Origin of the sequence: Nocardioides jishulii (assembly GCF_006007965.1) — a bacterium.
In the GTDB taxonomy this organism is placed as follows: domain Bacteria; phylum Actinomycetota; class Actinomycetes; order Propionibacteriales; family Nocardioidaceae; genus Nocardioides; species Nocardioides jishulii.
Genome location: NZ_CP040748.1, coordinates 1967530 through 1981000, shown reverse-complemented (window position 1 = coordinate 1981000; position 13471 = coordinate 1967530). Strand labels below are relative to the sequence as shown.

At 64.0% G+C, this 13471-nt stretch carries 10 protein-coding genes; 1 reads left to right on the top strand and 9 read right to left on the bottom strand.

Annotation, left to right across the window (positions count from 1 at the left end; all coding sequences use genetic code 11):
* Window positions 1-960 precede the first annotated feature (960 nt).
* From FCL41_RS09310 to FCL41_RS09285, 6 genes are all read right to left on the bottom strand, one after another.
* The gene (locus tag FCL41_RS09310) at window positions 961-2016 is read right to left on the bottom strand and encodes an Eco57I restriction-modification methylase domain-containing protein (protein WP_137065776.1); all 1056 of its coding nucleotides are present in this window, start codon (window positions 2014-2016) and stop codon (window positions 961-963) included.
* Window position 2017: 1 nt separating this feature from the next.
* Complete coding sequence (locus FCL41_RS09305) at window positions 2018-5317, bottom strand: DEAD/DEAH box helicase (protein ID WP_137065775.1); 3300 nt, start codon at window positions 5315-5317, stop codon at window positions 2018-2020.
* Complete coding sequence (locus FCL41_RS09300; protein WP_137065774.1) at window positions 5310-5969, bottom strand: DNA methyltransferase family protein; 660 nt, start codon at window positions 5967-5969, stop codon at window positions 5310-5312. Before FCL41_RS09300 ends, FCL41_RS09305 begins: the two co-directional genes overlap by 8 nt.
* Window positions 5970-6180: 211 nt before the next feature.
* Window positions 6181-7407: a tyrosine-type recombinase/integrase gene (locus tag FCL41_RS09295; protein WP_137065773.1), complete on the bottom strand. Its 1227-nt coding sequence runs from the start codon at window positions 7405-7407 to the stop codon at window positions 6181-6183.
* 344 nt (window positions 7408-7751) lie between these two features.
* The gene (locus FCL41_RS09290; protein WP_137065772.1) at window positions 7752-7961 is read right to left on the bottom strand and encodes a helix-turn-helix domain-containing protein; all 210 of its coding nucleotides are present in this window, start codon (window positions 7959-7961) and stop codon (window positions 7752-7754) included.
* Between the two features lie 165 nt (window positions 7962-8126).
* Entirely contained in the window at window positions 8127-8507 is a 381-nt protein-coding gene (locus FCL41_RS09285) for a hypothetical protein (RefSeq protein WP_137065771.1), read from the bottom strand.
* Window positions 8508-9097: 590 nt separating this feature from the next.
* Here FCL41_RS09285 and FCL41_RS09280 point away from each other — a divergent pair.
* Window positions 9098-9439: a hypothetical protein gene (locus tag FCL41_RS09280; protein ID WP_137065770.1), complete on the top strand. Its 342-nt coding sequence runs from the start codon at window positions 9098-9100 to the stop codon at window positions 9437-9439.
* 460 nt (window positions 9440-9899) lie between these two features.
* On the opposite strand, the gene FCL41_RS09275 is transcribed toward FCL41_RS09280, so the two are convergent.
* From FCL41_RS09275 to FCL41_RS09265, 3 genes are all read right to left on the bottom strand, one after another.
* On the bottom strand, window positions 9900-10901 hold the full coding sequence (locus FCL41_RS09275; protein ID WP_137065769.1) for an IS481 family transposase: 1002 nt from the start codon (window positions 10899-10901) through the stop codon (window positions 9900-9902).
* A 535-nt stretch (window positions 10902-11436) separates the two neighbouring features.
* Window positions 11437-12108, bottom strand: a complete 672-nt coding sequence (locus FCL41_RS09270; RefSeq protein WP_212723118.1) for a potassium channel family protein — start codon at window positions 12106-12108, stop codon at window positions 11437-11439.
* A complete protein-coding gene (locus FCL41_RS09265) occupies window positions 12101-13399 on the bottom strand; it encodes a TrkH family potassium uptake protein (RefSeq protein WP_239021596.1) in 1299 nt (432 codons plus the stop codon). The genes FCL41_RS09270 and FCL41_RS09265 overlap by 8 nt, the downstream gene beginning before the upstream one ends.
* Window positions 13400-13471: the final 72 nt, after the last annotated feature.

Sequence of the window (13471 nt, the reverse complement as noted above, 5' to 3'; positions counted from 1 at the left end):
CGGGTTCGTGTCAGCCAAAGAGGATGCTGGCTTGGGTGGTACAGACATAGATGAATCTCAGAGAGCACACCACGCCGTTCAGCCCGCTCGAAAAGCGTCGGCGTGTCAGAGCCGCGGATTCGGACATCACGCGGGACGCCTTCGGAGTTGGTCAGCCACCCCAGGGCTGGTGTGTCCAACGCGCAGGAGCCTCCACGCGGGTGCCGCGCGCGTTGCTGCTTATGCGTCCGAGTCGTGGACGGCTTGCCACAGCGGCGGGATCAACGCCGTCGTGAGCACACCGAACCGGCTAGGCCACTATTGGGGACTCAACTAGCGTGCGTGAATTCGTCGATCGGGCAATGACGAGCGGCAAACCCTGGTGCGAACGCTGGGGGAGCCGCCAGCGGATCCATGGACCGCAGCCAATGGCTGGCTGCCTCATCGGTGGCTCCCTACCGCGACCGCTACAAGATCACGGGCGATCCGCCGCTCAGGGTCACCCGCGCGCGCGGCTGACTGCAGGTGTACGCACGTTCGAACTTGCTCATCAGGCGGGTAAAGCCGTGCCCCTCGCTATGCACTTGTGCCGTGCAAGGCGCCCTGGTCGCAGGGCTGCTTGTGGCGACGAAGGTCGCGGCAAGTGCGGTGGCGGCCGAGGTACCCACCTGGCTGAGCTTTGTCGCCGTGGTGCTGGCGTGGGACGCGATCAAAATCTGGGCTCTGACCCTGCTGCAGCTCGGCAGGTGGGCTATGGCGAGACCGAGGGAGGGCGGGAAACAAACAACCGTCCGCGATGCGACGTCTGTGAGGACGTTGTCGTCCACTTCAGGCTGTTGTAGACACCCTGATCGAGCCGGGCCGAGTCCCTCGCAAGGGGGCTTCGATACCTGTGGCCACCAGTCCACCCGTTTCATTCATGAGCGGTCTTATGCCATCCAACTGTTCGGCGCTTAGACCAGACGGACTGCCCCGTCCGCGTCACTCCATGGGCGTGACCTTCTCCTCGATGAAGGCGACCTCGCCTTCGTCGAGTCCGTACTTCGCGTAGAGCTGCTGGTCGATCTCTGGGATCGACTTGGACCAGTCGATGTCCGAGCCGGCCGAAAAATCCTGCTTCGGCACGTAGCGCCACGTGTGAGCTGCGTTGTGCTGTGTCACCTTGAGGATGCCCAACATCGCGCGAGCGAACTTCGACTTCACGTAATTCAGCAGTGCGTCGGCGTTGGCTTTGGCCCCAAGGGCCCCGATCGTGAGGAACGTGCTTGTAACCGCCACGTCCGGCCCAAGCACGGTCGGGTTGTTCAAGGCGACCCCAAAGAAGTCGGTTGTCGATCCAGACCCGTTCGCGGCTGGAACTGCGACCTTGTAGGCGGGGAACGACGGGGGTCCAGTGATGTAGTCGCGACGGAGCCAGCGAGTCGTGCGCTTCCGTCCGGACAGGCCGTACACCTCGACGTAGTCGAAACCATCCGACGGCGGCTTCTCGTGGAAGAGGAACGGGAGACGGTCAAAGGCGCCGGCGTCGAGCTTGTACGGGTTGCCCGCGGACATCAACGACCGGGCGGTCGGGTTCTCCTCGTGCATCCTGTCGGTGTAGCGGTGCTGTCGATCGTTGGTGATGCCCAGATCCGTCAGCGAGTCAGCCCCCGAGCTTTCGACCTTGCTCAGGATGGCGTTGAGCTGCGGGTGCTGGGTGAAAAAGCCGATCGGGCCGAGCTTGCGTCCGGCGTCGCGATGCGTGACGGCGATTCCGCCCTTGATCGGGTCGGTCAGGTCTGGGAAGAGTCGATTCGAATCGGGCTCGAAGTGAGCTACCTGCAGGTGCTCGTCCGCGAGCATCTTCTCGTTCCATGTCTTCGGCGTGAACCCCGCGTTGAAGAGGAAGCGTGCCGGCGTGATGAGCACGACCTGGTCGCCAACTTCGAATGCCGCGTCCATGAACTTGTCGTAGATGGGCATGTTGTGGGTCGATTCGCCGACTGAATCCTCCTGGTAGGGAGGGTTGCCGATCACGACGTCGAACTTCTTGTTCACGTCAGTTGCCTTTCTGCAGCATCTCGTCGACCATCGCCTGACGGTCCGCGGCGCTCATGTTTGCGAGGTTGCCTACCCGGAAGTGTCCGGACTCGGTGAGCCACTCTTTGCGCTTTGGGACCCCGCCGGAGACAGCCTCGATCGTGATGCGGTGCAGGATTTCGTTGTGGCTCATCTCGAACAGCTGCGTTGACATGATGTGTCCTAGCCGCTCGTCCTGGTCGGGGAATGCCTCGGCAAGGCCCGTGTCGAGGCGACGTACTAGCTCCATGAGGAACAGGCCGGCCGTTGAGAACAGGTCCGCGAACGTCTTCTCAGGGTCGCAGAAAATGCCGGGGTTCTCGACCTCGAGGGTGTCCACCATCAGTTTCACGACAGCCTGTGGCGTGAAGACCAGTGAGGTCTTCTGCTGTGGGATGTAAGCAAAGATGTTCTCGGTCTGAGCGTCGTCGAAGTAGTCGGCGAGAGCTTCTTTCTTGTCGAGAAACTCCAGGACGGCCTGGTTGAAGACGCCCTCGTCGAACAGGCCCGGTACCTTAGTGACGGTCCCGTCCTTCTCCGCGACTTCCTGACCGTCGCGCAGCAGCCGGAACTCCGCCTCTGTGATCCCGGTGATTTCCTCGAACACGTCGTCGGGCGTGTAGTCGTCGAAGTTGGAGAGCCGGAGGTCGCGGGTGCCGTAGGCCATGAGGAACATCGGGATCGTGCGAGCGAAGCCCCGCAGGTGTGAACGTGCGTCCTCGATGGTCTTGTTCGCCCGCCTCTGCTCCTTTTTGGTCTCCTCGCGCGTGACCACCTGAGGCACGATCCTCTCCATCGTGCTCTCGACGATGGAGAGGATGCTCGCCTTGAACGCCTCGTCCTGCTCGGCCTTTTTCGAAGCGATGGCACCGGCCTCCGCCTCGGTGGCCGCGCTCTTGAGCTCGTTCTCGATGTGCTTATTGACAATGTTGTGGTCGGTGTAGGCGCGCTCGACCTGGTCCTTGACGGCCTGCTCGGTCTTCTTGATGTCCTTGTCGACCTGGGCAACCGTGAGTCCGTACTCGTCCTTCAATTGCTCGCGCTTAGCGCGGGTCTGCTCCGTGACGGCTTTGGCGATAGCCGTTGCAGCCGTCGCGGCGGGTGCGTCGGGCTCGGGGATCAGGATGTCCTCGATGCGGTACACCGGCTTGCCGAGTTCCTCGACCTTGGGGTTGATCACGGTCTCGGTGATGGCGTTGACGTCGACCTTGCCCTCCGGGTCGGTCACCGGCGGGGGCTGCGGGAGTTCGATGGGATCGTCCGCCTTCACCTTGCCCTGTTTTACCGTGGGGAGCTTGTCGAGGATCTCCTTGACGTGCTCGGTGTAGCGAAAGATGCCGCCGACGTTGGCGAACAGCAGGTTCGACAGGAACCCTCGGCGTACTACCTCGCGGGCCTTGAAGATCTGCGGGAACGTCAGAACCTGCGACGCGTCGAGCTCAATCATCCGACCCTCGGCGTCCTCGCCGAGCACCGGGAAGAAGTTGAGCAGCGTGCGGATGTTCTCCTTACGCACTGCCGGGTCACCCGAGGGGTTGGGGTGCAGGTTGTTGGCGAAAGCGTCGAGGATCGTGAGCGTGCGCTCGGGGGCGAAGTCAAAGACGTAGGCGTTCTGCTTCTGGAAGACCTGCCCGCCACGCTCGAAGGTGCAGGGGTTCTGTGCCCGGAACGCCGCCTGCATGTATTGGGCCGGCGAGGACAAGTCCGAGAGCATGATAACCGCGGTCCACTCGGGCACCGTGACACCGGTGGTGAGCTGGCCGACCGAGAGGGTGATGGTCTTGCCGCCGGCCTTCTCTGCCTCAGCGATCGCTTGGCGCACCTTGTCGAGCGACTTGCCAGCGGCCACCGGGTCCGCGTCGTCGTCGTTCGGGCGCCCGTCACCGGCAGCGAGAACAATTGTGTAGTCCTTGAAGACCTCGTGCTTCTTGAGCATGCGCTCGAGCGCCTTCGCTGAGGCAACGCGGTTGAGCAACCAGAAGGAGTGGCGGATCTCGTCGCGCAGCTCTGGAGTGGAGAACGGGTACTTCTCGTTCGTCGTCATGCAGTCGAGGAACTTCTCGACCTCGTCCTCGTGCTCGAAGTAGCCGTTGTTCTTGGTCGCGAAGAACTCGTTGAGGTTGAATGCGAAGTCGATGTTCGCCTCGTCCTCGGCGGTCGCCACACCCTCCGCCAGACGATCGGTGATCATCCGCGAGATCTGGTAAGTCAGCAGGTTGAGCGTCGGCAGCGCGGCGTAAGGGTTCTCCCCGTTCTGGGGGGTCCAGTTTTTGCGCGCGGCCTGCTCGTCCTCGTAGGTCCAGTTGAAGATCTGGTCCTGCTCGAACTTGCCCTTCGCCAGCGCTTTGAAGGGCGTACCGGACAGGTGCAGCGTCCACTTGCGCTTGATCTGGTCAAAGGCGACGTCAGTCTTGGTGGTGTCGATTCCTTCGTGTGCCTCGTCGATGACGAGCAGGTCCCAGTCGAACTGCGCGATGTGGCGCAACTTGTCGTAGGAGCCGCCGAAGTACTGCGAGCCTTTGAGGTCCTGCAGTGACACGAACTCCACGATGCGCGGGTTAGTGTCCTGGTGGGCCAGCGAGTACGCCCGCCACTGCTCGCGGGTCATGGGCGATCGGCCGTCCAGGGAGGGCGACTCCGAGACGAACCGGAAGGTGGTCTTGTGGCCGATGAACTGCGTGAAGTCGTCATACCAGGCGTTCGCGATGGCTGGACGATTGGTGACGATCAGGACCCTCTGCACCTCCAGTGCGCGCATGAGGTCGTAGGTGGTCAGCGTCTTGCCGAAGCGTGGCTTGGCGTTCCAGAGCACCTCGGGCTTGCCGCCCGTGAATGCGGCCACAGCCTGGTCAACCGCGGCTTGCTGCTCGGGCCGCAGGGTGTAGTCCTCCATCACGTCGACACGCTGGATCGCGGAGAAGTCCTGGCCCGCGAAGTCGTTGAAGTAGTCGATTGACTTCCTGGGGGCGTCGGCGAAGTTGTGCCACTCTGTCCGCTTCGGCTTGAGCTCCCGCTCCACCCCCTGCTGAAGCAGGAATGCATGAAAGTCGGTGTCGGTGAAACGCCCGCCCGCCTCTGAAGTGAAAACGGCCCGGCGCGCCCAGACCTTCTCCTTAATGATGGACATCTGGCTCGCCTGCTGCGCGATTCGGGCGTCGGCAGTCGCCTGCTCGGTGTACCCGATCTTCTCCCAGCCCTCGTACTTGGGGACGTCCGGGGTCTTCCACGAGTAGATCAGCGGGATGATCTCGCGGTAGGTCTCGATCTTCGGACTAGCCATTCGAGCCGCCCTGCTCGTGTACCTCTTCGATCGGGCAAGGCTCGTAGTCCGGGTAGACGTTGAAGTCGAGGGCCCCCTCGCGCAGTGAGGAGAACGTGAACGGCTCCCGCTGGACCATCCCAGGCAGGCCCTCGACCCGGTGCCACCAGGAGAGCTGGATCTCACTGGCCCGCCAGTCTAGACCTGTGAGGGTGTTCCCACGGACGACGTTGGTGTCGATAAGGAAGGCAGCGGACCGGTACAGGCTCGTCCGTGGCCCGCAGGGCACCTCGCGCTCCTTGTGAAAGCGCAGGAACGTCGAGAGCATCAGCAACTTGGCGTCCTTGTGATTGTCCTCCAGCAGCTCGATGCCGTAGATCGAGGCCAAGGCGAACAGCGAGGCCTCGGGCCACTTCCCGTATGGGTAACTGCGCTCGATGGCCTGCAACTTGCGCTCCAGGATCGCGATCAGGAAGTTACCGTCGCCGGCTGACGGCTCTAGGAAGGTGCTGTCGACGCATTCCAAGTCCTTCTGCACCAGGTCGAGCATGCGGTCGACCATGTGTCGGGGCGTCAGGACCTCGCCGTACGTCTTCACCCGGTGCCGGGACTTCACGAGCTGCTCCTCGACTTTGGCCTGCACGTCTGGCGCTGTCGCGACCTGGGCGGTCATGCTTTCCCCTAACCCTTGACCCGCCGGCTTGCGAGGTCATTCCTCAATGCGTGAGCATATCCGCGGCAGGCGGCACAGGCGGGGAGAACCGCGGAGTGATCGGCGCTGGGGCAGTCACATTGAGTCGAGCAACTGGTTACGGCTGTCCAAGCCGTGAGGATTGGCCTCTTCGGCTGCGACGCCACCGGGCCAACCGGGCTCGTGAGTTGGTTCAGTCCGTACTCGCGGTCCACCCCCGTGCTTCGGCACGCTTCCGAGCCAGCTCTGCAAGGCGATCGGAAGCAGCTTGCTGGTAGCGCATGGCGGCCTGGCTGGTGGAGTGACCACCGAGTGCCATGAGTTCCGCCAGAGTCGCGCCGTGCCGAGCTGCTTCCGTGAGTGCCCCGTGTCTGAGGTCGTGGAAGCGGAGGTCTTCGCGTCCTGCTAGACGACGAGCTTCGTACCAACCCCATCCCGTGGTGTCGGGTTTCCCACGTCGCTTCTTTGAGACTTTGCCGTAGAAGGCGCTGGGGGAGAGATGGCCACCGCCGGAGCCGGGAAACATCAGCCCTTGGGGTCCCGGTGCCGCGTGTTCCCTTCGATGTTCGATCACGGCCTCGAGGATGTCGGGCGGGATGGGGACATCGCGAATGCCGGCCTCGCTCTTGGGTGCCTTGGCGACGACCCCCGCGGACTTGGACCGGACGACGCTGCGACGTACGTGGATGACGGCGTTCTTCGTGTCGACGTCCATGCGGCGCAGTTCGGCCAGTTCGCCGAAACGGAGGGCACAACTGTCGGCCAGGATCACCATGAGGCGGTGTTTGTCCGGCATGTTCTGGACGATCGTGACGATCTCCTCCACGGTCGCTGGCTTGATCTTGCGCTTGCCGCCCGACGATCCGCCGCCGGAGATCCCGCACGGGTTGTAGGGGATGAGGGGGGAGCCGTTGTTCTTCGTGGGGTCGGCTGCGGTGCGCATGATCGCGCGCAACAAGGAGTAGGCGTGCGCCTGGTAGGTCGGCTTGTCCAGGGTGTCGTACCACAGTGCAACCGACTCGGGGGAGATGTGCTTCAGTTCGACGTCCGCGAACCTGGGCAGGATGAATCGGTCCAGGAGGTCTTGATAGTGGTCGCGGGTTCGATCGGCCAGGGGCTGTCCCTTGACCTTCCTCTGCGCAAGCCACGTGGGTGCGTACGCGGCCATGGTGGGCGAGGCCTGCCTGCGCGCTGCGAGTCTTTCGGAAGGTGGCGTCCAGTCTCCTCCCGTCACCAGACGTCGCTCGTCGACGAGCCACGCCTCTGCATCGGCCTTGGCTGCGAAGCTGAAGGGTGCGTTGTGGCGCATCTGAGAGCCATCGGCCGCGTGGCGACCATAGGGGTCGGTGTAGCGCGCTCGGTAGCGCCCACTTGGCATCTTTTCGATCGCCCCGAAGGAGCGTCTGCTGGTCCGAGCCATGGGGCTGAACCCCTTCGTTTCGTGGTCTCTGCGTGGTCTAGGCGTGGTCTTAAAGAGGGTATTCGTGGTCTTCAGAGTCCACAACTGTGGGAGTTGTGGGTGCGGTAAACCCGGAGGTCAGAGCGTGTTTGTGGCTCATTTGTGGCTCCTGAGAAGGGGCCTGAATATCTGGTTCGAACCCAGTATCGCCCACCGTAAAACCGCAGGTCAGAGCCCCTTTCGAGGGGCTCTTTCCGTTTCGGGGAACATACGGGGAACAAGGATCAGGCGTAGATGTCCCCGTTTGCCCCTCTCGTGAGGTCGCTCACACCCCTCACTTTGAAGTCGGATCCCGGCGGTTGGCATCATCGCGAGAGCCGCTTCGAGCCGCCCCCGACTGGGCAGGCGTCGATGAACCGCTCGATGGACTCGACTCTGATCCGCAAGGTCTTACTGCCCAGACGAACCGCTTCGAGGTGCCCCTCGGAGACATAGCGGCGGACTGTCTTGGGGCACACGGCGAGGATCTCTGCTGCTTCGCTCAGGGACACGAGGCGTCGTGAGGTGGTGGCCATGACTGACTCCCGGAGACGAGGTGGCCCGGATGACCACTCCTGTCTCCGTAGGTGCACCAAGTGCCACGATTGCCTCTGGCCCGAGGTGTGACTTCGGATTTCGAGGGGCGCCCAGATCATTCGCGGGGAAGTGACTCACATAAGGCCGGGCCCTACCGTTGCGCGTCAGACCGGCTTGCCGTCGAGGATGGTTCCGTCTTCCTTGAACCGTGCTGCAACGACGCCACGGGTGTCGGTCACCCACCGTTCAATCCAGGCTCTGGACTGCACTGCTGGGCGCGACAGCCACCTGTCCATCGCGATACGGACGATCGCTTGGAACTCGTTTGGGGAGGTGCGGCCGATCTCGTAGAGGTCTTCAAGTTCGGCCCAGGCGCAAAAGATGGCGCCTACATGGGGCATCTGAGGGTCGTCGAGTAGGTCGTTTCGCGACCAGCTGATCGCTTCGTAGGCGGCGTGAGGATTGGTCGCCGCCAGCGCGGCCCTCGCTGCGGGGTCGGCTTTCAAGAGCAGGCGCCACTCGCGCTCCAGCAATTCGCTCTCCACCCGTGCAACGTACGACAGCGACGAGCCGAAGGTCCGCCGAACGGGAGGTTCATCTTCGGCAAATCTGTGGTCGTCTCGCGGGGGAAGGACGCAGCACTTCGGATTGCACTTCCTGCTATCACTGCCCGAACAGCCACATCAGAAGGTCCAGGGAAGCGGGAAGAACAGGTAGATGACCCGAGGGAACCATGCCAAGGCAACGACCGCGGCGACCAGGCAGCCGACGAACAGCCCCGGTCCTGGTGGTCGCCGAGGCGCCAGAACCGATGGAGGCGACAGCAGTTCCTCCAGTGAAGTCACTTCCTCGTCTCGAGCCATGATTGACGGTAGGCCGGGTACGCGACGAGCGGCATGAGCCGATGTACTCACAAGGGCCACATAGACGGCGCCTACTCTCTACTTCTTCAACCCGTTCTCAGCCCCATCACTCCGGCGGGAGCGGAAGCTCTCGGGGCCCAGGCGGGGGAATGACTCACGGCCGCACACCACTCATCGCGGTAGGTCCGGATTGCCGCAGCGCACGCTCTCTGCTGCATGAGCGCAGGCTATGCATTCGACGGCAAGGGACGCCGCCCACGAGAATCGGCCAGGTGGGCATCTACGTCGAACTCCGCGATCAGGCGGGGCGTGCGCGAACGGGCTTGCCCGACCCGTCCGGCGGAACCTTCGACGCGGCTGGCGATTTCGACCGGTTCGTTGATCAGCCTCCATATGGCCTGGTGCCGGGTGGGTTGCCGGTCCTCGAATCGGTGGACCCTTTCGGGGAAACGAAGATGCCGTCCGGGGCCATGGCACGTGTCATTGCCGACTGCGCCCGTGCCCTCACGATGGCGGAGGGCGGCCCGGAGCAGAGGGGACTACTTCGCCTGCGAATCTTGGCTGAGGAGTGCTCAAGAGATCCAAGCTCAGCCCTCTTCTGGATCGGGGACTGATCCGCGCATGCGCCGCCCGCTCATCGGCGTGAGTGGTTGACCCGATGGGGTTCATAGGCGGGGGTTAGACGCACTCTCGCGAAGCGGGTCTGTTGCGCGAACGGGTGACAGTTTCACGCATCCGTGCAGCCGCCAATGACGCCCTTCGGCTAGTCTGCGCTCGATATCGCCCTACCGGCGTTCGAGCCAGTTGAAAGTGATCGTGGGGTCGACGTGTCACCTAGGCCTGGGGGAGAGACGGACAAGTTCGGTAACAAGTACGAGCTTGCATGGGCGATCCGTCACGCTCTCTACTGCAGTCCCACCCGCTGTTTCCGGTGTTGATCGTCAAGGTCCAAAACGCCCCGAATTTCTCCGGGGGGTCGCAGGTTCAAATCCTGTCAGCCCGACCGAAGAACCGCCCCTGACCTGCGGAGAACGCAGTGTCGGGGGCGGTTCGCATTTGAGCTAGAACGGCCAACTAGCTGTGATGCCCAGCCAGGTTGTCCAACCTGGTGATGGGTGAGTGTTTCCCGATGGCCGAGTGGGGCCGGTGGTGGTTGTACTCGTGGATCCATGCTGGCAGGGCCGCGAGTCGCGCGGCCTCGGAGCTGTAGAACTTCTTGAACGCCCAGCCCTCGGCCAGGGTGCGGTGGAAGCGTTCGATCTTGCCGTTGGTCTGTGGGCGGTAGGGGCGGGTCTTCTTCGGGGTGATGCCCAGCTCGGCGCAGGTCTGGTTCCAAAGGTTCGACTTGTAGCAGCTGCCGTTGTCAGATAGCACCCGTTTCACGGTGACACCGCGGTCGGCGAACCAGGCGACAGCGTTGCGCAGTACGGCTGCGGCAGTCTCCTTGGTCTCGTCGTCGTGGGCCTCGACGTAGGCCACGCGCGAGTGGTCGTCGATCACGGTGTGCAGGTAGCAGGTCCCGCCGAGTGGGTTGCGCCACTTGTTGCGCGGCAGGTCGGGCGTGGCGGCACGGTTGCGGTTGCCCTGTTTACGGCCGACGTAACGCCAACCGCCGCCGTCGGGAACCCGACCGAGTTTCTTGACGTCGACGTGGATCAGGTCACCGGGGCGTTCGTGTTTGTAGCGCCGGATCGCCTCACCGGTAGCCCGGTCGATGTGGGTGAGTCGGTTGATCCGACACCGGACCAGGACCGCGTGCACGGTCGAGGACGCCCTGCCCAACCGGTCGGCGATCTCGACTGGTCCCAGCCGCTGTTTCCAGCGCAGGTGCACGATCTTGCGGACCACCGGCGCGGGCGTGCGGTTCGGCTGGTGGTGCGGGGCCGAGGACCGGTCATGCATCCCGTCCGGGCCTTCGTCGCGGTAGCGCTCGGCCCACTTCTTCGCGGTGCGCCACGAGACGTCGTAGCGCTCGGCGGCCCGTGCGGGCGACCAGCCGTGGTCAACGATCAGGCGTGCCAGCCGAAGTTGGGCACGCGGGGTCAGGGCTGCGTTGGCATGGGTAGCGTGGGGCATGAAGGCCTCCTTGGGGTGGCGGAGCGGTTCCTTAGACAGCTCCACTCCACACCGGGAGGCCTTCACCCATCCGCGATCTCAGATCGTGTCGTCGCAAGTTCTCGACCAACGTGCCTGGGCATCACAGGCGTTCCACGTTGGTGACCTGGTGCCAGGTGCCGTTGCGGGTGGGGAAGACCGGCTCAGCGGCAGTGTCAGCTTGGTCCGTGCGCCGACGAAATAGTGAGACGGCGAAGTGCGGGAGTACCAGGGTGCGGAAGCCGGCCGCCGACGCACGGACGACGAGATCGGTCGAGCTGGGACCAGAAGTGGTAGTACTGACTGACCCATGCTGACCTGCGCGCAAACGTCAGAAATGCGGCTCGCTGTGTACCAGATATGTAACACGCTAGCCAGGCGGCTGACGTTCCTAGCGGTGCCATGGTGCGCGGTCTCGACATTCTGCATAGGCGCCCAAGGGCGGGTACGACGCAGCGCGCGGCGACATCAGTGCTCCTCGTACGGGACGGCAGGCATCCCCCCGGCACGAGAGGCGTCAGTGCATGTTGCAGAATTTTTCCACGACGCGGGTGGGGCCGGAGACGATGAGGTGGTCGTGGCGGGTCACGGTGGTCTCGGGGCGGGCGTAGGTGAAGTCTTCGCCGGTGCGCTTGACCCCGACGATGGTCACGCCGTGCTTGGTGCGCGGTGCTGACTCGGCGAGCGTCTTGTCCCAGGTGAAGGGTGGCGCCAGGGTGCGGGCGATGGAGAACTCGTCGTCGAACTCGATGTAGTCGATCATCCTGCCGGTGAGCAGGTGGGCGACGCGCTCGCCCATGGAGTGCTCGGGGTAGATGACGTGGTGGGCGCCGACCCGCTCGAGGATGGCGCCGTGTTTGCGAGTGATGGCCTTGGCCCAGATGTCGGGGACACCAGCTTCGGCGAGCGCGAGGACGGTCAGGACGCTGGCCTCGATGTCGGTGCCGATCGCGACCACCGCCCGCTCGAAGTCGGCCACGCCGAGTTGGCGGAGCGCCTCGTCGTCGGTGGTGTCGGCCTGTGCGACGTGGGTCAGTTCATCGGCCCATCGGTCGACCAGGGCCTGGTTCTCGTCGATGGCCAGGACCTCGTGCCCCATGCCGACCAAGGACTCGGCGACCGCGGAGCCGAACCGGCCGAGGCCGATGATGAGCACTGTGGTCGAGGCGGGATTCCTGAACTTAGCCAATGACGGGTCGCTCCTCGGGCAGGTGGAAGTGGCGGTGGCGGGACTTCAGTGCGAGCGCTGAGGCCACCGTGATGGTGCCGACGCGCCCCACGTACATGAGCACCATGAGGGTGATCTCGGCAGCAGGGGGCAGGTTCGGGGTGATGCCGGTGGACAGGCCGACGGTAGCGAATGCGGAGATGGTCTCGAACAGGACCACGTCGAGGGTGTAGTCGGTGACCAGCAGGATCGCCATGGTGCCCACGGCGATGGCGGCGAGAGCCAGCAGGACGACGGTGAGGGCTTGGCGCACGGTGTCGCCGCCGATCCTTCGATGGGCGATGTTCGTGTCGCGCTCGCCGCGTACCTCGGACCAGATGACGAAGGCGAGGAGGAAGAAGGTGGTGACCTTGATGCCGCCGGCGGTGCCGGCTGAGCCGCCGCCGATGAACATGAGGACGTAGTTGACAGCCATGGTCTCGGGTGTGATTTGGCCGTAGTCGATGCTGTTGAAGCCCGCCGTCCGGGGCACGACGCCGCCGGTGACGCCACCGACGATCTTGCCCCACGCGGTGAGGCCGCCGAGGGTGCCTCCATTGGTCCATTCCAGGGCGAGGAACGCGCCGATCCCTGCGACGAGCAGGACCACGGATCCGTAGACCGTCAAACGGGTGTGCACCGTCCATGCCCGCGGCTGTCGCCAGCGACGGCCTAGTTCGAACAGGACCGGAAAGCCGATGCCTCCGGCGACGATGGCGACACAGATGGGGAACATGATCCAGGCGTCGTCGACGAATCCCATGAGGTTGTCGGAGTAGAGCGCGAACCCGGCGTTGTTGAATGCCGAGATCGAGTGGAAGACGCCGTGCCAGACCGCCTCGGCCCAGGTGTCGCCGTACCGGGCACGGAAGCGCAGCGCCAGCATGATCGCGAAGACGGCCTCGAACGCCAGCATGGTGATGGCGACGCGGCGCACGACATGACGGACGTCGCCGATGTTGAGGGTGTGGGTCTCGGCCTGGGCGATGAGCGAAGACCTGAGGCGCAACTTGCTGCCCACGAGCATCCCCAGCAGTGTCGCCAAGGTCATGATCCCGAACCCGCCGACCTGGATGAGACCCACGATGACGGCCTGTCCGAACGGTGACCAGTACGTCGCGGTGTCCACCGTGGTCAGGCCGGTGACGCACACCGCGGAGACGCTGGTGAACGCGGCCGTCAGGACCGGGGGACGGGTCGGACCGGGGGTCGAGATCGGCAACGAGAGCAGCACAGCGCCGAGCAGGACTGCCGCAAGGAACGCGAGAGGCACGATCCGAGCGGGATGCACGATCCCGTTCCACAAACGTCTCACGCGCTTCATCGCCCCCCGGGTTGGTCGGTC

Bases quoted from the DNA above. Each gene is read 5' to 3' on its own strand.
- FCL41_RS09290 (WP_137065772.1), bottom strand. From the start codon at position 7,961: ATGGCCACCACCTCACGACGCCTCGTGTCCCTGAGCGAAGCAGCAGAG.
- FCL41_RS09275 (WP_137065769.1), bottom strand. From the start codon at position 10,901: ATGCCCCACGCTACCCATGCCAACGCAGCCCTGACCCCGCGTGCCCAA.
- FCL41_RS09300 (WP_137065774.1), bottom strand. From the start codon at position 5,969: ATGACCGCCCAGGTCGCGACAGCGCCAGACGTGCAGGCCAAAGTCGAG.
- FCL41_RS09305 (WP_137065775.1), bottom strand. From the start codon at position 5,317: ATGGCTAGTCCGAAGATCGAGACCTACCGCGAGATCATCCCGCTGATC.
- FCL41_RS09295 (WP_137065773.1), bottom strand. From the start codon at position 7,407: ATGGCTCGGACCAGCAGACGCTCCTTCGGGGCGATCGAAAAGATGCCA.